The sequence below is a fragment of the Myxococcus sp. CA005 genome, assembly GCF_006518205.1.
In the GTDB taxonomy this organism is placed as follows: Bacteria; Myxococcota; Myxococcia; order Myxococcales; family Myxococcaceae; genus Myxococcus; species Myxococcus xanthus.
The window spans coordinates 12,077-31,232 of record NZ_SRLV01000007.1; the positions used below are offsets into that span (position 1 = coordinate 12,077).

The following is a 19,156-nucleotide window of genomic DNA, read 5'->3' on the forward strand; positions in this document are numbered from 1 at the left end:
GGTGCGAAACGCATGAAGGGCTGGACCCTCTTCCCTCACCTCGTGGTTCGCACCACGGGTTTTCCCTTCGATTGGCTGGAGCGGCTGGGGTGCCCGGAGGCCGCACGGGCCGCGCGCCAACTGGCCTCGGCGCGGCGGGAGCTGGAGGCGCTGAAAGCCCAGGGCCCTCGGGTGAAGCGGCCATCGCGCGCGGTGCTGTCGGCCCTGAAGGCCGGGCGCCCGGTGGACATCGAGGGAATGGAGTCTCCCGAGCTGTTCGCTGAATGGAACGACCGTGCCCGGGCCGCGCAGGAGGCGGAGGCCACCTTTCATGCGGCGATGAAGCAGGAGTCCCTGGCGGTGGAGGACGCGCTGAGGGCCCTGCGGCAGGAGCCGCGCTTCCTGGAGGCGGTGGCCAGCTCCAGCCCCCCCGTGGCGAGAGACCTGCTGGAGGGGCGAGACGGCGCGCGGTTGCGGCGGCAGGTGGCCAGCTACCTGCAACGCATGTGCGCGAAGAACGAGACGATGGGCTTCTTCGGTCCCATCAACTACGGCCGCGCGGACGCGGCGGCGCCGACGGGTGTGACGCTGCGTTGGTCCGGGCCGGAGGTGCTCACGGGGCGGAACACCTTCGCGGCGTCGTGGCTGGTGCAGGGACTGGTTCGCGCCATCGCCTTCGACCCCGAGGTCGCCGCGTGGCTGGTGCTGCGTCGCAAGGCCTTCGCGGAGGTGCCATCGCGCAAGACGCTGCCCGCGCCGGAGAGCGCGGAGGCGTTGCTGCCCCGGCTGGTGGAGGCGGTGGATGGAACGCGCACGCTCGCGGGGCTCGCATCATCGCTGGGCGTGGCCCCGGGCATGGCGCGCGAGGCTGCGCGGATGGGCTGCGAAAAGGGACTGCTGACGCATCAGCTCGAGGTGCCCGCGGCCACGCATCACCCGGTGGACGACCTGGCCGAGCGCGTTGCGGGCCTGCCGTGTTCCGCGGCCCGGCGGCACGTGGAGGGCTTGAGCGCGCTGCTGGCGTTGATGGCCGGGTATGGCGCCGCGGATGCCGCGGGGAAGATGGCGCTCCAGGCCGCCTTCGCGAAGCGCGCGAATGAGCAGTGGGGCGTGGCGCCGCCTTCCGAGCGTGGGCCCGCGTCGGAGTCGCACAACTTCTACCAGGACCGGTTGGCGCTCCGGGAGGAGTGCGGCGGTGACCTGCGGCTGGAGGCCGGAGGTGAGCGGGCGCGTGAGCTGGTGACGCGCCTGGAGCCCGCGCTGGCGTGGATGGGAGCGGCGGCGCGGCGGACCCGGGAGGCCGCTCGCACCACCGTGGCGGAGCTGGTGGGGGCGCGCACGGTGCCGTTCTGGAAGGTGGCGGCCGCGTACTCGGACCGGCCGGTGCCGTTGGATGGCTCGGTGGCGGAGGTGCTGGCTGGCGCAGTGGGAGACGCGTCCGCGCGCTGCGCGGACCTGGGCTTGGTGACGCCGCCGTCGCTGGACGGAGACGCGAAGGCGCTTTCGCTCGTGACGTCCATCGACCTGCTCGTGGGGGCCCGGGACGTGGAGGCCTGGAGCCGAGGTGAGTACGAGTTGGTGATGGGCGACGTGCACGACACGGCGCTGGTGTGGGGCTGGGCGCTCCAGTTCCACGAGGCGCGCGGCCGGGTGGAGAGCGCCATGGTGCGGGCGCTCGGCGCCTTGAGCAGGCCGGTGCCCCTGGTGACGGTGTTGGCGTCGCGGCGCACGGGCCTGCTTCCGTCGGAGTTCCCGGGGCCCGTGGTGGAGCTGGGCGGTGTCAGTGCCCGCGCCTCCGCGTGGCGGCTGCCGCTGGATGACCTGTTCGTGGAGAGTGATGGAACGCGGGCGCGGCTGGTGTCGAAGCGGCTGGGCTCCGAGGTGTGTCTCTACAACGGTGAGCTGGACAGTCTGGTGCACACCGCCTTCTCCCTGCCGCGCATCCGTCCGCTGCGCGTGTCGCTGGGCGAGCACACGCCTCGGTTGACCCTGGGCGGTGTCGTGGTGCAGCGCGAGCAGTGGCGGCTGTCGCAGGCGGAGCGGGAGGCGCTGCTCGCGGGCCGCGATGACTCGGCGAGACTTCGCGCGGCGGTGAGCGTGTGGAGCGAGCGCGGGATGCCGGACTGCGTCTTCGCGAAGTTCAAGGACGAGCGAAAGCCGGTGCTGGTGGACGTGCGCAGCCCGCCGCTGCTCCGCGTGTTCCTCAACCTGCTGGAGCAGAAGGAGGAGGTCATCCTGTCGGAGATGCTGCCCTCGCCGGACCAGCTCTGGCTGCGAAGTGCCTCGGGTGGGCGCCATACCGTGGAGCTCCGTTGCACGCTGATGTGGGGCTCGGAGTCCGCTGCCGGAGCGCGGGAATGAGGCTGCTCGTCCTGCCACCTCACCGCGACGTGACGCTCGTGCCAGAGGCGCCGGAAGGGTGGCAGTGTGTCGACGTGGCGCGCGACTTCTGCCGGCGCGTCTTCGCCCACGACGCGGTGGAGGCCGCCGCCGCCGCACGCGAGCGAGCGCCCGCGACCGCGCAGACGATGCGAGAGCTGCTGCTGTTGCGTGCCGCCCAGTCGCTGCATGCGCGTGCGGACTCGAGTGTGAGCACCCGCCTGCGAGCGCTGGGGGCGGTGCTCTCCGCCATTTCGGGGCCGCCCGACGGGGTGCACCTCCGGCTGGACGATGTGGAGCTGGAAGGCGGCACGACCGAGCGGAGCGCGGACGTCTTGCGCTCCTTGGACCAGCTCGCGTCGTATCGGGAGGACCTGACCCTCGCCGCTGCTCGCTTCGCTGAGGCCGAGCGCGTGCGGCTCTGGCTCGAACGCGACCTGCAACTGCCTGCCGCGGCCTGGCTGGCGCGGGCCTGTCCGGAGCAGGTGCCGCTCGAAGTCGCGGGGCCCTTCGCCTGGGCGCACCGGGCCGTCCTGGCTCAACTGTCCGTGTTCCAGCGCGCCAACTTCGTGGACGCGGCCCCACTTCGCTGGCGCGTGTCGCCCGGATTGGATGAGGCGGTTTCCACGTCACGCGTCTGGCTTTCCGAGGCGCTGGACGTGAGGGCCACCCCTCCGGACACGGTGCGCGCCCTCACGGGAGGCGCGGAGGCGTGGGCGGGGCATGTGTCGCTCGATTCGCTCCTGCATCCGGACGTGCTGGTGGAGAGCGGCTGCAAGGTGGCCGTCGTGGGGTTCTGCGCCGTGGACAGCGACGCCTGGCTCGACCCCTTGGGTGCGCGCGTCTCCCGAGAGGCGCTGGCTCAGGGCACTCGCCGGCTTCGGGACGCGGGGGTCCACCTCGTGGCGGAGTGGTGGATCGGCGCGCCCGGCGTCGACGAAGCGGACCTCGACGCGACGCTCGCTGTGCTGGACGCGGAGCCGGTGTTCGACACGCTCGCGGGAGTGCGTCCCTTCCACTGGCCGCGGATGCCTTCCGAAAGTGGCCGCCCGCTGCTGTGGCCAGACGTGAAAGTCGGCGCGCCTCCCGACGACCGGGACCTCGCGAGGAGCCGGCCCTTCGAGCACGCCCGTTCCATTGCCAGTGCCCGTGTTCCGCAGGTGCTTGCTGGACTCGCGACGCGGCTGCTCGCGCGAGGGCCGCTGAACCCGGGCCGGGTCGCCGCCGCGTGTCTTCCCGAGGTGTCTCGGCCCCGTGCAACGGACGTGAGCGCAGCGGCCATCCAGCTCGATGCGGACTGTGCATGGGTCCAGCTCCCGGCGGGGCTGGATGGTGCTCCGAAGCCGTCGTGGTTCGCGGCGAACCTCCGCACGGGCTCGGTGCTCGCGATGGACGCGCGGCTGGCGCCGAAGCTCGCCGGCCTCGTTCGGCCCATGGAAGTGGCCAGCGTGCTGGGGGCCGTTCCCCAGGCGCAGCGGGAGAAGCTGGTGGACACACTGGTGGCCAGGTCGGTGCTGACGAGGGTGAACGGATGAGCGAGCCCTGGACGTTGGGCGAGGTATTCGTGCTGCGGCACGCGGGCTTTCCCTTTGACTGGCTGGAGTCGCTGGGGATGTCTCAGGCGGTGCTGGATGACGTCGCCCGCTTGCTCGAGGCCGAGGACGCGCTCGTGGACGCCGTGCGCGCGGAGAAGGGCGCGTCCGGCGCGCAAGCCCTCCTCGATGCGCTGTCCCAGGGGCGGGAGCCCCGAATCGACGCACGGCTGGGGCCCTCGTGTCAGGACGCATGGGCTCGCTACCAGGAGCGTCGCGAGTCCGTTCAGGCGGGTTACACCGCGGAACGAAAGACACTGCGACGGCAACTGCGAGAGCGAGCCGCGGATCCCGCCATCCAGGAGGCCGTGTTCCTCTCCAGCCCGGCGATGTTCGACAACGTCTGGGTGCGCTACCTGCGCGGCGGGGAGCGGCCGGACACGTCCGATGCACGCCGGGTGGAGCGGCAGGTCTACACCTACCTCCAGCGCTTCTGCGCGAAGAACGAGACAACCAGCTTCTTCGGCCCCATTTCCTACGGCGAGCGAACCACCGAGGACGGCTACGACGTGCGCACGGTGCCCAGCGGAAACACGCGCCGCCGCACGTTCTTCTCCTTCTGGGCGGTGACGGAGCTGGCTCGCGCGGTGGGGCGGGAGCGCACGCTGCGCCCGCACCTGCCGCTGCGCCTCAATCCGCTCTTCACGGTGACACCGGGCCGCGCACGCTGCGAGCCGCTGAAGCTGGACGTCGCCTTGTCACCCGAGGCGGAGCATCTGCTCTCCGTGCTGCGCGAGCATCCCACACCCGCCGAGGCGGCCAGGGTGCTTGGCCTTCCCGTCGTGGACGTCGAGCGCCAGGCGCTGCCGCTCGTGAAGACCGCGTTGTTGCTCTGGGGCCTGCCGTTCCGGCCGAACGACTTCAGCACATTCGAGAGCGTGCGGGACGCGGTGGCGGCGCTCCCCGACCTGGAGGCGCGCACACGCTGGCTGGAGCGGTTTGAGACCCTGGCGCGTCTCAAGGCGGACTTCGAAAGTGGAGACCTGGCCCAGCGGCGCGAGCTGCTGCCGCGCCTGGAGGCTGCCTTCACGGAGGTCACGGGCAAGCCCGCGCGCCGAGGTGACGGACAGGTCTACGCGGACCGGCTCATCCTCTACGAGGAGGCGAGCTCGCCTTTCCGGCTGCGCTTCGGCGCGGCCTTCACCGCGGAGCTGGAGGCGGCGCTGACGGGCGCGCTGGAGCTGTCGGCCGCCTATGGCGAGAAGGTGCAACAGGGCTTCCGGGAGCAGGTCCGCGACGCACTGGGCCCGGATGCGGGCCCCATGGACCTGCTGGACTACGCCGTGCGGCTGCGGCCCGATGGCGTCACGGGCAGCCGCTTCTCGCCCGTGCCGCCGGTAATGCTGGAGTCCGAGGAGGGCCGCGCGCGGACGCTGCCCGTGGACTTCCTGGGCACGTCCACGCCGGGCGGGCGCTACGCCTTGCCGGACGTGTGCCTCGCCGCGAAGCCGGACGGAAGCGGCTTCGAGGTGATGCTGGCGCGGGTCCACCACCACCTGCTGCTGTGGAGCTGGCTGAGCGCGTTCCAGCCCGAGCGGGAGCGGTACGCCTCGGTGGCTTCGCGTTGGTTGGAACAGGACGCCGCGGCGCGGGGGCTCGTGGGGCTGGCCATCCGCAGGCGCAACAAGGGCTTCTACGTCTATCCGGGACGGCGGTTGGTGTACTCGGTGTCGGACGTGCTGGACGTGGACGAGGGGGCCCTGACGCCGGGGGACGTGAAGGTCCTTCCCACGCGTGAAGGCCCGGTGTTGGTGGACGGGCAGGGGGAGCGGCTGAGCCTGTACCTGCCGCTCGATGATTTCTCGTCCTATCCACCGTTCGCGGCGCTGGCGCATTCCCAGGTGCTGCACGCGCCGCTGCGGACGCAGGGCAGTCACCTGCCGCGGCTCAGCGTGGGTGGCGCGGTGTACCAGCGCGAGCGCTGGAACCTGGCGGCGGAGCGGCTGGGAAGGCCCGCGGGCTTCGAGCTCTTCCTCGCCGTGCAGCGGGAGCGGCGCGCGGGTGGGTGGCCTCGCTTCGTGTTCATGCGCAGCTCGAAGGAGCGCAAGCCGTACCTCATCGACACCGCGAGCCCCTTCGCCGTGGACCTGCTGTCACATCTGGCTCGGGACGCGGAGCGCCTGTCCGTGGAGGAGATGTACCCGGCACCGGAGCAGCTCTGGCTGAAGGACGCGCGGGGCCGCTACACCTGCGAGCTGCGGATGCAGTTCACCCGCTGGAGCGAAGTACCGGCCTGACGCCCTTTGACAACCGGGGCGCATCGGTTACCAGAATGGTCCCTTCCCCGGCCTGGAGGTGCTTCCCGCCTTGCCAGGATTTCGGGTCCTTTTGAGGAGACAGTCAATGTCCGGTGAAAACGTCGTCGCTCCCCCCGTCAAGAAGCTGAAGCGGCCGGTGGAGGAGGTTCGCGCGGAGCTGCTGGCCGACGCGGACGTGAAGGAGCAGGCCCGTCTGCTCAAGGTGCCCGTCGAGGAGTACGTCGAGAAAATCATCGACTATGCCCTCAACCCGGAGAAGCCACCCCAGATCGAGATCGTCCCCGACGAGGAGCTGAAGGCCAAGGACCCCAACGTGCCCACCATCGAGGAGCTTCAGGGGCACCTGCAGGACATCGTCGACGGCCGCGTCGTCATCAGCCGGGCGCATCAGCGGGACGGCTTCAGCGACCAGGACGCGGACGCTCGCTTCAAGTCGGCGCTCGCGTCCGACGCGGCGCAGACGGGCGCTCCCGAGAGCCGCAAGGGGACGTCCGCCAGCGATCTGCACGCCGCGGAGGGCAAGAAGCCTTCCACCGACAAGAATTGATCGGCGGTGGACCCGGCCCGGGGAGCATTTCCCGGAATCCTCGGTGCCTTGTCTCTGCGCTAAGTCCCTGAATTTAAATGGGCTTTTGGGTGGCGTCCGGTTTTTTCGGGTAACAGGGAAACAAATCTGCCCGTCTCCCGACAATTCTCACATCGGACGCACTTGATGGCTGCACCGCAGCCATCCTCTCAAGGGGAACTACCATGGGCGGTCTCAAGGGAATCGTTGGCAAGGTGCTGAACGTCGTCAAGCCGTTCGTGTCTGCGGTCAACCCGCTGCTGGGCGCGGCGATGGGCTTCGCCAGCGGCCTCATCCAGGGCAAGAACCCGCTCCAGGCGCTCATGGGCGCGGCGACGGACCTGATTCCGGGTGGCGGCGCCTTGAAGAACACAGTGGGCAAGTTCGCCAGCAAGTTCCTCATGGACGGCGCGGGCGGCAACAGCCTGCTGAGCGGCGCGCTGAATCTGGCCACGGGCAAGAGCAAGGTCACCGACGTGGTGGGCGACCTGCTGAAGAACACGGCGAAGACGGGCCTGAGCCAGCTGGGCATGAAGAACGCGGCCGAGCTGTCCGCGCAGCGCATGTCGCAGTTCCTGGTTTCGTAATAGCATCGCCGGATGACGCCCATCCTCTACGTTCCAGAGCTGCACTTCGCTCAAGTGCAGGAGTGGCTGCAGTTCTGGAACGATGCCGTCACGCCAGAGACGCTTCCTCAGACGGGCTTCATCATTCCTGGCAAGGCGGCGGGGTTTCTCTACCGGACCGACAGCTCGCTGGCCATGATTGAAACCCTGGTGGCCGCGCCGGGGCTGTCCAAGGAAGAGCGAAGCGCCGCCGTTGACCTCGTGGTGGCCGCCATCAGTGAGGAGTCCACGAGGCTCGGGTTCCAAGTGCTGGTGGGCTACACCCAGTTGGACGCGGTGGTGAAGCGCGCCGAGCGGCACGGCTTCATCTACGTGGATGGTGGCTTTCACGTCATCGCCAAGCGTCTCAGGTGAAATGAAGCCTGGAGCCGACATCTTGATTCTCGGAGCCGGTGTCGTGGGCCTTTCGGCCGCGCGCCGGCTTTCTGCTTTGGGCGCGAGCGTCACGGTGCTGGACGCCGTGGATCCGGGAGGCCGGGGCTCGCGCGCCGCCGCCGGAGTCGCCATTCCGTCCGTGCGGTTGTTCGATGACCCGGTGATGCTGGCGTTCGCCCGGGCAGGCCGCGGCACGTTGGCGGAGGACCTGGCCTCGCTTCCGGGTGGCGACCAGCTTCGCCGAGGCAACGGCATCCTCCGCGTCGTCGCGGACGCGAAGGCGCGCGATGCGCTGGCGGCGAAAGCGGTGGCGGACGCGGAAGGACTGGGCACCTGGCGGGACGCCGCGAGCCTGGTGTCGCTCGAGCCCGCGCTGGAAGGTACGCCGCTGTTCGGTGCCTTCGAGACGGACCAGGGCCACCTCGTGGACACGGATGGCTACGTCGACGCGCTCCTGAAGGCCGCTGCCCACGTGGGCGTGCGGTTGCGGCTGGGCGTGGCCGCGCGCTCCGTTTCCGAATCCTCCACGGGGGTCGAGGTCCAGACGGAAGGGGAGACGCTCCGGGCGGACCAGTTGCTCGTGTGCGCGGGGCCCTGGTCGGCGGGCGTGGAGGGGTTGCCTTCGCTGCCGTTGAAGCCCTTGCGTGGGCAGATGCTGGTGGTGCACCAGCCGGGATTGCACCTGACGCGCGTCGTCTCAGGGCCTTCGTACCTGGCGCCGTGGCGCTCGGGCGAAATCGTCGTGGGGGCGACGGAGGAGGACGCGGGCTTCGTGGAGCAGGTGACGCCCGCGGGCCTGCTGCACCTCAGTGCCACCGTCGCGAAGCTGGCGCCGCGACTGCGTGACGCCCGGTTCGTCCGCGCATGGGCGGGGCTTCGGGCCGCGACGCCGGATGGCCACCCGTACATCGGCCGTCATCCCGGCACCCGGCGCACCTACGTCGCCACGGGGCTGGGTGGCCAGGGCATCCTGACCGGTGCGCATACCGGTGCCTTGCTCGCGGAGCTCGTGGCGCACGGCCATTGCGCCGCCGCCGAGCCGTTCTCGCCCGCGCGTATCACCGACGGTTCTCCGCTCGCAACGCGCTGAGCAGGTGCTCGGCGCTCACGGATGCGCTGATGCGCGCCGGCGGGGCACACGCCCGGGGAAGGGCGCCCGCGCCCCAGCGGGACGTCAGTACAGGTTCACCGGGTCGAACGGGCGGTTGAGCTTCGTCCGGGCGCGAGGCAGCGCTTCGTGGACCGCCTTCGCATCTCCCTGTGCGAGCGCGGCCTTCAGCGCCTCCGTCTGCTTCGGCCACGTCGTGCTCGCCTCCGCGCACCGCACCGCCTCTGACCAGTCCGTGCGTCCAGCCGCCACGGCCTGTCCAGCCAGGCTCTCCGCCGTCTTCAGCGGGTCCCCAATGGCGCGCGCATGCTCCTCCGCGCGAGCGAACCAGTCCACGGCGACAGCGGGCTGCTGCTCGTCCAGGAACAAGCGTCCCAGCTCCGCGGCAATCACCTGCCGGTGGAACGAGTCACCCAGCGCATCGGCGTTGGCGAACGCCTCGGTGAAGTGGGCCACCGCCGCGTCACGCTCGCCAGCGGCCAGCTCCAGCCCCGCCAGGCGGTAGCGGTGGTGCTTGGCGAAGTTCACGCCCCAGCTCTCGCTGATCTTCTCGAACCGGCGCCACGTGGAGATGGCATCGCCGAACTGCCGCGCCGTCTCCTGCAGATAGCTGGCGTTGGAGATGAGGTTGATTTTCAGGTGCGTGGCGCTGGCGTCGTGCAGGTCCCCCACGCAGCGCATGGCCTGCTTCTCCTCCACCAACGCCATGTCCAGCTTGCGCTCCAGGAACCACGTCAGCGCGCAGACGTTGCGCAGCCAGCCCTCCTGGAGCGCCCGGTCCGGCGATGTGCTGCGCTCCAGCGCGGCCAGTCCCGCGGCCACCTCCGTCCGCGCGTTGGGAAGCTGTCCGAAGCGCTTCGTCAGGGTGAGCGCGCGGAACATGTGCAGCCGCGCCACCAGTTCAGGAGGAATCCGGCACGCCAGCCCTCGCCCGAATGCCTCCATCGCCGCGTCGTGCGCGCCGGTGTAGACATGGACCACGCCCATGCTGCGCGCGAACAGGGCCTTCAGCTCCTCGACGTCACCCAGGCTGGCGCGGTCAATCTCGATGGCGGGCGTGGCGAAGCCCGTGTCCAGCGTCTCCCAGGCCTGGACCACGCGAGACGCCAACGCCGCGTCCGTGTTCGCCGCCAGCACCGACAGCCCCTGCTCGGCGGCCAGCATGGCGCCTTCGTAGTTGGTGGTGAAGAAGCAGCTCCGGATGGCGAGGATGGCGGCGGCCACCCGTGTTTCGGGCGCCTGGGCCGCGTCCACGGCGACCTGGAGATAGCGCCCCTCCAGGTCCACCGGCGCTTCCAGCGCGCGCGATGACACCGGACCGGGCGTCGGCACGCGGGGCGCACGCATCCGGTCGCACAGCGCATCCAGGTAGGCCTGCCGCCGGGACTCGAAGGACTCCGCGCCATGGGGCCGGCGCACGTTCCACCCGGTGAACAACAGGGTGCCATGCAGCCCTTCCAAGCGGCTCCACTCGGCCGCCCGCATCACCGCGCGCAGGCTCACCAGGTCACATTCGCCCGCGCCATGGAGCACCAGGGGCCGGCCGCTGGCGCGCAGCGTCTCCACGATGGCCTTCGCGGCCACGTTGAGGACCCAGAACATCTGCTCCGACTCGCGGTGGAGGCGGCGCTCGGAGGGCGTCAGCGCCAGGTCACCGAGGTCCGGCACGCCGTCGATGGCGCCGGGAAACAGCCGGTTCCATTCGGAGGGATGGGCGCGGGACAGGGTGTGGACGACCTGGGGCGCGGCGGCTTCACACGCGCGAAGGACCTGTCTCAGCCCACCGAACGCGACAGGCAGGGCCACCCCCACGTCTACTTCGATGGCGTGCGAGGGCAGCGCGGCGGGCAGCGACGTCTCCACGGTGACAGCCAGCTCGCGGGGACGCGCGAAGGGGGGACTCACGGGAGGCTCCTCGGAGGGGCGCAAGGTGGGGGTGAGACACGACATCTGTCTCACGCGCATCTTCACACCCTCTCAGGAACTGAGCAATCTAGCCTGCCCGGAAAATATCAGGTGAAACGTCACTTTCTGGGCGGAGCCGGATGTGTCGAGCCCAGCACCTGGAGATCCGTTCCCAGCGGAGAACGGGAACGTCAGTCATGCGTGCCGATGTGCTGATCGCCGTGGTGAGCGCAAACCCAGTGGAAGGCGCAGGAGCAGGCCACGGCGCGGGCGCGGGTGCAGCACCGGCCGCCGAAGTGCTCAGGAAGTGCCGTGGCCTCGTCGTCCTCGGGAGGCTCTGGCAGGCACCGGGGCGCCGAGCGGCCGGAATCGGCGGGCTCATTGTCGCAGCAGCCGCGCTCCATGCAGCGGGGGCACAGGGACAGCTCGCAGTGGGCGCACCAGTCGAACACTTCACCGGCGCCTCCGCGGCGCTCACATCCTCCACAACTGTCGAACATGGACGACCTCCAGTCGCATGCCGATGAAGGTAGAGAGGGGGTCTGACAGGTGAAGCGTCCGATCCGTCACGCTCCACGTGTGAAGGCTTCCATCGGTGAACGCCCGGCGGGGGGGAATGTGGGGCAATGAACCGTCGTGAGAGGAATACGGCGCGCGGTTGGAACAAGCTGGAGGACGGGCCCGTCATACCGGGGGAAGGAGCAGAGCCCATGCGCAGGCCACGGCGGATCATCGGTGTCTTCGGTTCTGGCAAGGAGGACCACGCGGAGCGGGTCATCCCGCTGGTCCGGTGGATCGCCGAGGCGGGCTTCGACCTGCTCACGGGGGCGGGCAGCGGGGTGATGCGGACGGCGGCGGATGCCTTCGTCCAGGTGGCGTACCGGCACGGCATCTCCATTGGCATCGTCCCAGGCACGGTGGAGGGCGGCGAGTACCGGCCCCGTTCGGGCTACCCCAATCCCAACGTGGAGCTGCCCATCTACACGCATCTGCCGCTCAGCGGAGAGCAGGGGACGGAGCCGCTCAGCCGCAATCACATCAACGTGCTCACGCCGCACGCCCTGGTGTCACTGCCCGGGGGCGCGGGCACGGTGGCCGAGGCGGTCCTGGCCCTGCGTTATGGCAAGCCGGTCATCCTCTACGGACCGCCGGAGTCGTTCCGGCGCTTCCCAGCGGAGCTGGAGCGGACGGACTCACTGGAGCGGGTGGCCGAGTTCCTCCGGGCCGCGGTGCGTGATCCACTCCGCCTGGCCATGCCGTAGTCGCTGGAAAGCGTCTAGGATGATGCACTCGGGGGAACGTGCGGGGGCCACCCAGGCAGGGCGGGCCGCGTCGTCTCGAGTGCGCCATCATGATCAGTCCCGACCATCCGCTCGCCAGTTGGTTCCTCATCATCGCCGGGACGCTCTTCCTGGTCGTCTTCGCGATTCCCCTGCTGCTGATGCCCCTGACGTGGGCGCGCTGGTTCGGGTGGCGGCTGCCGGAGGGGAACAATCACCTCACGGTGTACTTCGGGCGCTGCCTTGGAGCGGTGGCGCTGGCCATCATCCTCACGGCGGCCCGTTTCGTGTCACGGCCAGGCCCCGCCATCTTCGACCTCATCGGCTGGGTGTGTGCGGGAATGGTGGTTGTCCACACCTGGGGCGCGCTGAAGAAGGCGCAGCCGGTGTCGGAGACGGTGGAGATTGGCTTCTATGCGGTGGTAGGCGTGCTGGCCATGTGGATCCGCTTCAACGCCTTGAGCTGAGCGCACGGCCATGTCTCCGGTGGACATCGACCCCATCCTCGCGACGCTGGCGCCCTACATCCCCGGCGCCGTGCTCCGGCGTCTGGAGCGCACGGAGGCGCACGCGCTGCCGCTCGTGGAGCCGGTGCGAGGCGCCATCCTGCTTCTGGACATCGCGGGCTTCACGCCCATCGTCGTCAGCCTGAGCGGCGCCGGGCCCCGGGGCATCGATGCGCTCCAGCGGCTCCTGACGAGCTACTACACGGAGATGATCGACGTCGTGAAGGACCACGGCGGCGACATCTACCAGTTCGCCGGTGACTCCATCCTGGCCTGCTTCGAGGTGGAGCCGGGCGTGGACGCCAGCGGCGCGGTGCAGCGCGCGGCCCGGTGTGCGTTGGACGTCCAGCAGCGGCTGTCCCGCTTCGCGCAGTTGGAGTTGCTGGGCCAGCGCTTCAGCGTGTCATCGCGCATCGGCATCGGGTTCGGCGAAGCCCACCGGGTGGTGTTAGGCGCCACGGGCATGTGGATGCACCCCGCGCTCATCGGCCAGCCGCTGGCGCAGGCGGTGGCGGCGGAGAAGCGGGCCACCGTGGGGGAGGTGCTGCTCAGCCCGGAGGCGTGGGCCCTGCTGCCGGAGCCGGCCCGTCAAGGCGAGACCCGCGGCAACGCGTACCGCCTGGCGCCCACCGTGCCGTTGCGCGTGCCTCCAGCGCCCGGCTTCGTGTTGCCCTCCGGGCCGGAGATGGTGGCCCGGTGCTCGCTGCTGCTGCACCCGGTGCTCTTCACGAAAATCACGACGGCGCACCAGGAGTTCAGCGGCGACTTCCGCGACGTCACCTGCTTCTTCCTCCGCTTCGACAGCCAGCGCGCGTCCGCGCGGCCGGAGGACTTCACCCGCGACCTGAACGCCTTCTACGAATACGTCCAGCGGGAGAGCGCGCACCACGGCGGCGTGTTGCTGATGACGGACTTCACCGACAAGGGGAACGTCCTCTACGTCATCTTCGGCGCGCCCACGGCCTTGCAGAGCAAGGAGGTGCTGGCCTGCCGGCTCGCGTGCAAGCTGATGCGGGAGCGGGAGTCCTTCCCCTTCGTCTCATCGCTGCAGATTGGCATCGCCACCGGTCCGGCCTATTTCGGCGACATGGGCTCTCCCTGGCGCAAGGGGTACTCCGCGCTCGGCGAAGTCGTGAACATGGCCGCCCGCCTGATGACGCACGGGCAGGGCAGCGGCATCCACATCGACGCGCAGACGGAGCGCAAGCTGCACCAGGGCGGCTTCGACACCGAGTTCGTGGAGGACGCGCGGCTCAAGGGCGTGTCACGCGCGGTGCCTGTCTACCGGCTGTCGGCGGAGGTGCGCCGCAGCCTGTTCCTCAAAGGGAAGGGCGACATCGTCGGCCGGCAGCGCGAGGTGGCGGCGCTGCGCCAGTCCGTCGACGAATCGCTGGAGGGCCACGGCCGCATCTGCGTGGTGTCGGGCGAAGCGGGCATCGGCAAGTCGCGGCTGGGCGCGAAGGTGGTGGAGGTGGCGGAGGCGCGGGGGGCCCACAGCCTCTACGGCATCTGCTACTCGTACGAGATGTTCACGCCCTTCTTCCCGTGGAAGGAGGTGCTGGTCCAACTCTTCGGACTGCACGAAGGCGACGACGTGGAGACGCAGCTGTCCCAGCTGCGCCAGGGCTTCGCGGGCCTGGAGGACACGGGGCCGGAATGGATCCCCGTGCTCGCGGGCATCCTGGGGTTGCCCGTGGAGGAGTCACCGCTCACGCGCGACCTGGATGCCCGGCGGAAGAACCAGAAGCTCTTCCAGATCATCCTCCAGCTCCTGGAGAAGGTGTCGCGCCAGACGCCGGTGCTGCTCTTCTTCGAGGACCTGCACTGGGCCGACAACATCTCCGTCGACCTCATCGAGTACGTCGCCGCGCGGCTGTCCCCGCTGCGGGTGACGCTGCTGGTGACGATGCGGCCGGGCGAGCACCTCAAGAGCCTCAAGGGGCTGCCCGGGCTGCGATGGTTGGACTTGTCCAGCCTGGATGACGAGGACACGCGGGCGCTGCTGCGGCTGCACCTGCGCATGGAGACGCCGGACACGGCGCTGGAGGACCTGCTGCTGGCCAAGGTGCAGGGCAACCCGTTCTTCACCGAGTCCATCGTCCAGGGGATGGTGGAGAAGGGCTATCTGGGACCGGTGGCGCCGGGCGCCGAGCGGTTGGAGCTCAAGCGCAGCCTCCAGGGGCTGGAGCTGCCGGACTCCATCCAGGACGTGGTGCTGGCGCGCATCGACCTGCTCACGGAGACGGAGAAGTTGGTGGTGCGCGTGGCCTCCGTGGTGGGCCGCATCTTCACGCTGGAGGCGGTGGCCGCGCTGGCGCCCGGCTCGGTGTCCCCGGAGCGGATTCGCGAGGCCATCGATACGCTGACGCGGCTGGGGCTCATCCTCCTGGAGTTGGAGGAGCCCTTCACCTGCATCTTCAAGCACATCGTCATCCGCGACGTGGCGTACACCACGCTGCTGGTGTCCGCGCGCGAGGACCTGCACCGGCGCATGGCGCGCTTCATCGAGGCCCGCGCCGGGGAGAACCCCGTCAAGTCGGCGGGCATCCTGGCCTACCACTCGCTGGCTGGAAATGACGAGGTGAAGGGCCTGGAGTACACATTGATGGCGGCGCGCAGCGCGCGCGAGCAGTACGCCAACGACGACGCCGTCCACCACTACAACCGGGCCATGGAGATTCTGGGCGGCACCGTGGCGTTGGACCCGGAGGAGGTCCTACGCAAGACGCACGTCGTGATGAAGGAACTGGCGGAGACCCTGCTCAACGCGGGCAACTACGCGGGTGCCATCCTCATGTTCGAGCAGTGCCTGGCGGACGAGGAGCAGGTGCCGCGCCGCGCGGAGATTCACCTGGGCCTGGGCCGGGCCCACCAGGAGAAGGGCGAGTCGAAGCGCGCCATCCAGGAGCTGGAGACGGCGCTGGAGCTCATGGGGCGCACGATGCCGCGGAGCATGGCGGCGCTGGTGCTGCGCTCGGTGCTGGCCATGGGGCTGCACCTGCTCTACGGCCTGTTCCCCTGGCTGGTGCGGCCACTGGGCGCGCGGCTGCCGCTGTACCTGAAGCAGTTGTCCACGCTCATCTCGCTCATCAAGATCTACTACTTCGCGGACATCGGGAAGCTCACCTGGGCCACGCTGGTGGCCACGACGATGGCGGAGCGCTCGCGCAGTGAGTACGGCCTGAGCCTGGCGACCAGCTACTACGGCTCACTGCTGTTCGGCTCGGGGATGGTGGGGCGCTCGGGGCACTGGTGTCAGCGCGCGCTGGAGCATGCGCGGCGCTCGCGGGATACGGCGGCGGAGGGCGTGGCGTTGAGCCGGCTGGCCACGCAGTCCATCTTCACCAACGAGCAGGCCCGCGCCACCGAGTACGGCGAGCAGGCGGTGTCGCTGCTGCGGCAGGTGGGGGACATGTGGGAGGTGCAGACGGGCCTGATGATGCTGGCCACCAGCCAGTTCCTGGCCTCGCGCTTCCAGGATGCGGAGCGTGCGTACCTCGAGATGGGCCGCGTGGGCGTGGAGCTCAACGCGCTGATGCACCAGGGCTGGTCCCACGCCTGGGTCCCCATGTGTCGCTACCTGCGAGGTGATGGGGATGTGGGGGAGCTGTGCGCGGAGCTGGAGGAAGGCCTGCGCATCAGTATCGACGTCCAGGACCTGGCCAATCAGTGCGCCAGCCTCAATCACCTGGTCAACGTGGCGGTGCGCGAGCACCAGGTGGAGGAAGCCGCGCTGATGGCGGTGCGCGCCGACGAGGCGCTGTGGCGCTACCACGTGCTGGTGCCCTTCCTCCAGATTGGTCTCGTGGACGCGGCGGAGGGCGCGCTCTTCGCGCTGGAGCAGGGCGCTGTCTCCGTGCCGCGCGAGCAACTGTGGGCCCTCTACCGTCGCTGCGCGCTCAAGGCGCGGGCGTTGGGGGCGCTCTATCCATACCTGCGCGGCCCGGCCATGCGGGTGATGGCGCGTGCGAAGGCGCTCAAGCGGGGCGCGAAGGCCGCGGAGCCGCTGTTCGACCGCGCGCTCGAGGTGCTGGAGGCCACGCCCAACCGCTGGGAGACGGGTGTGGCCTACCTGGATGCGGCGGCGGCGTTGCCTCACCGGCGCACGGCGTTGCTCGCCCGTGCGCGTGGCATCTTCACCGCCATCGACGCGCAGGCGGAGCTGCGGCGGGTGGAGCGGCTGGCGTCCGGTCCTCAGGATACGGCGCCGATGCTGGCGGCGGCGCTCACGTGAGCCGCTGCGGCTGAAGGCCAAGCTGGGCCATCTGCTGCGTGTCCCAGTACTCCAGGGCGTCCTGCCCGGCGATGTAGCGCCGTGCCGTGTTCTTCACCGGGTTTCGGATGCTCACGATTTCGGGCCCGGAGAAGAGGATGGTCTGCTTGTACCGGGGCATGTCGCTCATCGTGAGCTTGGACCAGTAGTGGCGGGCGATGTTGGGCAGGCTGCCGAGCTGCGCGCAGAGCCGGTGGAAGTGCTCCACCACCTCTGATGTGTCCAGGCTCTTGGGACGGTGGCAGAGCGTGTAGCCGTCGTAGTCGCGGCTCAAGGTGCCTGGCAGCAGGCGATTCTCTGCCTGGAGCTCGCGGAAGAAGGGCGTCTCCGGATAGGGGCAGACGATGCCCAGGAAGGTGACGGAGAAGTACTGGAGGTCGGAGAGGTACTCGGGGAGCTTCTCCAGGTACGCGTTGGTGTCTCCGTCCGAGCCCACGATGAGGCCGAAGGACAACAGGATGCCGGCGGAGAAGACGCGGCGGATGACGGCGTCCACTTCGCTCAGCTTGTTCTGGCCCTTGTTCATGGCCTTGATGGAGTCGGGGTTGAGGGACTCCAGGCCGGTGTAGACGTAGCGGCAGCCCGCCTTGGCCATCAGCTTCACCAGCGACTCGTCCTTGAGGACGTTGAAGGTGAGGGCGCAGCCCCACGTCTTCTTGAGCGGGATGAGGGCTTCGCACAGCTCGCGCAGGTATTTCGGTGAGCCACCGAGGTTGTTGTCGAGGAACACGAAGGCGTCATCCATCAGCCCCATGAAGTTGGGGTTCCAGTGCATGTGCTGCTGGATTTCGTCGATGACGTGGGCGACAGGGCGATAGCGGTAGCGCTCGTTGCCGGTGAGGACGCAGAAGTTGCAGGAGAAGGGGCAGCCGCGTGAGGCCTCGATACCGGGCAGGCGCAGCTTGTTGTGGGTGAAGTCGATGAGGTCGTAGCGGTAGGGCCGGATGGCGGCGGGGCCCAGCGGCGGGCGCTGGTAGCGCGGCTGGAGCTGGCCCTTCTCGAAGTCCTCGATGAGCGCGGGAACGTTGGCCTCGGGCTCGCCGGTGATGACGGCGTCGAAGTACTGCTGGGCGTCGTCCGGGAAGTAGCTGGCGTGGCGGCCGCCGGCGACCGTCGTCATGCCTCGCTGGCGGAAGAGGGTGGAGAGCACCTTGGTGTGCTCGTAGAAGGAGTGCAGGTAGGAGAAGAAGACGAGGTCCCAGTGGCGGTCCATCGGGATGTCGCGCTCCTTCTCGTTGAAGATCTCCACCTCCACGTGCGGCGGGCACAGGCCGGCGATGAGCTCCGGCACGGAGGACTGCATGATGGAGGGCTCTTTGAGGCGCAGCCGGGTGGGGTGCGTGTACGTGGCGATGACGGCAATCCGCATGCGATGACGTGGCTCCAAGACGAGGCGGCGTGGCCACGGTGCGGCAAGGAGCACTTGTCACATGGTTCGGCTCCCCCCGGCCTGGCCGTGAAAGCAGAATCCCCCCGTTTCAAGCTTCACGCAAAATGACAGCGGCTTGATGTCGGGGGCCGGCGACGCGGGCGATGCAGGGACGTCCACTCCACACCCCGCAACACGCGCTCAAGCGGAAGGATGAGACGGAGCCATCGCAAGTTCCAGACTGTCGTGTTTCGCGCGCGATTCATCGTGCATCCGGCTTCGTCACACCGTGTGCATGGAGTTTCAATGAGTGGGTCATTATCTAGTCAGGGTCCGCTTGCGCCCCCCGGCGCGCACCAGTTGTTCCCCGCCCCCCTCATCCGCCGAGCGCCCTCCCATGACTGTCAGCACCTGGAACATCGACGCTTCCCACTCGTCCGTCCTCTTCGTCGCGCGCCACATGGTGGTGGCGCGAGTCCACGGTCGCTTCGAGCGTTTCTCCGGAGTCCTCCGGGTGAATCCCGAGCAGCCCACTCAGGGTGAAGTCGAGATGTCCGTGGAAACGGCGAGCATCTACACGGGCTCGTCAGACCGGGACGCGCACCTGCGTTCACCGGACTTCCTCGACGCCGACGCCGCGCCCAAGCTCACCTTTCGCAGTACCAGGATTGAACCCGCGGGCGGTGCCAGCTTCCGGCTCCTGGGCGACCTCACCATCCGCAACGTCACGCAGCCGGTGGCCTTCGACGCCCGGCACATCGGCACGTCGAAGGACCCGTGGGGCAACTCGCGGCTCATCTACTCGGCGCGCACCACCGTCAACCGCACCGATTACGGCATCCGCTGGAACAAGACGCTCGACAATGGCGGCTGGCTCGTCAGCGAGAAGATCGACCTCGAGCTCGACATCCAGGCCATTCCCGCGACGGCCTGAGCCGGCC

13 protein-coding genes are annotated in these 19,156 nt (G+C 69.4%); 11 read left to right on the forward strand and 2 right to left on the reverse strand.

Features of this window, described 5'->3' with window-relative positions; translation table 11 throughout:
- Nucleotides 1–12 precede the first annotated feature (12 nt).
- The 7 genes from FMQ63_RS04655 (at nt 13) to FMQ63_RS04685 (ending at nt 8,864) form a co-directional block, all read left to right on the forward strand.
- Nucleotides 13–2,340, forward strand: coding sequence for a lantibiotic dehydratase (locus FMQ63_RS04655; protein ID WP_011554551.1), 2,328 nt, complete (start codon nt 13–15; stop codon nt 2,338–2,340).
- Nucleotides 2,337–3,893 carry a hypothetical protein gene (locus FMQ63_RS04660; protein ID WP_020477872.1) on the forward strand — a complete coding sequence of 519 codons (1,557 nt, stop codon included), beginning with the start codon at nt 2,337–2,339 and terminating at the stop codon, nt 3,891–3,893. Before FMQ63_RS04655 ends, FMQ63_RS04660 begins: the two co-directional genes overlap by 4 nt.
- The gene (locus tag FMQ63_RS04665; protein ID WP_011554549.1) at nt 3,890–6,187 is read left to right on the forward strand and encodes a lantibiotic dehydratase; all 2,298 of its coding nucleotides are present in this window, start codon (nt 3,890–3,892) and stop codon (nt 6,185–6,187) included. Before FMQ63_RS04660 ends, FMQ63_RS04665 begins: the two co-directional genes overlap by 4 nt.
- 106 nt (nt 6,188–6,293) lie before the next feature.
- Entirely contained in the window at nt 6,294–6,755 is a 462-nt protein-coding gene (locus FMQ63_RS04670) for a hypothetical protein (protein WP_043612325.1), read from the forward strand.
- Between the two features lie 203 nt (nt 6,756–6,958).
- On the forward strand, nt 6,959–7,360 hold the full coding sequence (locus tag FMQ63_RS04675) for a hypothetical protein (protein WP_011554547.1): 402 nt from the start codon (nt 6,959–6,961) through the stop codon (nt 7,358–7,360).
- A gap of 12 nt (nt 7,361–7,372) precedes the next feature.
- On the forward strand, nt 7,373–7,753 hold the full coding sequence (locus tag FMQ63_RS04680; RefSeq protein ID WP_011554546.1) for a hypothetical protein: 381 nt from the start codon (nt 7,373–7,375) through the stop codon (nt 7,751–7,753).
- Nucleotides 7,754–7,775: 22 nt separating this feature from the next.
- Nucleotides 7,776–8,864, forward strand: a complete 1,089-nt coding sequence (locus tag FMQ63_RS04685; RefSeq protein WP_231405628.1) for an FAD-binding oxidoreductase — start codon at nt 7,776–7,778, stop codon at nt 8,862–8,864.
- Nucleotides 8,865–8,948: 84 nt separating this feature from the next.
- On the opposite strand, the gene FMQ63_RS04690 is transcribed toward FMQ63_RS04685, so the two are convergent.
- Nucleotides 8,949–10,787: a tetratricopeptide repeat protein gene (locus tag FMQ63_RS04690; RefSeq protein ID WP_225909348.1), complete on the reverse strand. Its 1,839-nt coding sequence runs from the start codon at nt 10,785–10,787 to the stop codon at nt 8,949–8,951.
- A gap of 710 nt (nt 10,788–11,497) precedes the next feature.
- Here FMQ63_RS04690 and FMQ63_RS04700 point away from each other — a divergent pair.
- From FMQ63_RS04700 to FMQ63_RS04710, 3 genes are all read left to right on the forward strand, one after another.
- Nucleotides 11,498–12,049, forward strand: coding sequence for a molybdenum cofactor carrier protein (locus tag FMQ63_RS04700; RefSeq protein WP_011554542.1), 552 nt, complete (start codon nt 11,498–11,500; stop codon nt 12,047–12,049).
- Nucleotides 12,050–12,138: 89 nt separating this feature from the next.
- The gene (locus FMQ63_RS04705) at nt 12,139–12,534 is read left to right on the forward strand and encodes a hypothetical protein (protein ID WP_171452226.1); all 396 of its coding nucleotides are present in this window, start codon (nt 12,139–12,141) and stop codon (nt 12,532–12,534) included.
- Between the two features lie 10 nt (nt 12,535–12,544).
- Nucleotides 12,545–16,807: an AAA family ATPase gene (locus FMQ63_RS04710; RefSeq protein ID WP_011554540.1), complete on the forward strand. Its 4,263-nt coding sequence runs from the start codon at nt 12,545–12,547 to the stop codon at nt 16,805–16,807.
- Here the strand turns inward: FMQ63_RS04710 and FMQ63_RS04715 are convergent.
- Nucleotides 16,800–18,215 (reverse strand): radical SAM protein, encoded by a 1,416-nt coding sequence (locus FMQ63_RS04715; protein ID WP_026113985.1) that lies wholly within the window; start codon nt 18,213–18,215, stop codon nt 16,800–16,802. The genes FMQ63_RS04710 and FMQ63_RS04715 overlap by 8 nt on opposite strands.
- 397 nt (nt 18,216–18,612) lie before the next feature.
- Here FMQ63_RS04715 and FMQ63_RS04720 point away from each other — a divergent pair, with 397 nt between their 5' ends.
- Entirely contained in the window at nt 18,613–19,149 is a 537-nt protein-coding gene (locus FMQ63_RS04720) for a YceI family protein (RefSeq protein ID WP_011554538.1), read from the forward strand.
- Nucleotides 19,150–19,156 lie beyond the last annotated feature (7 nt).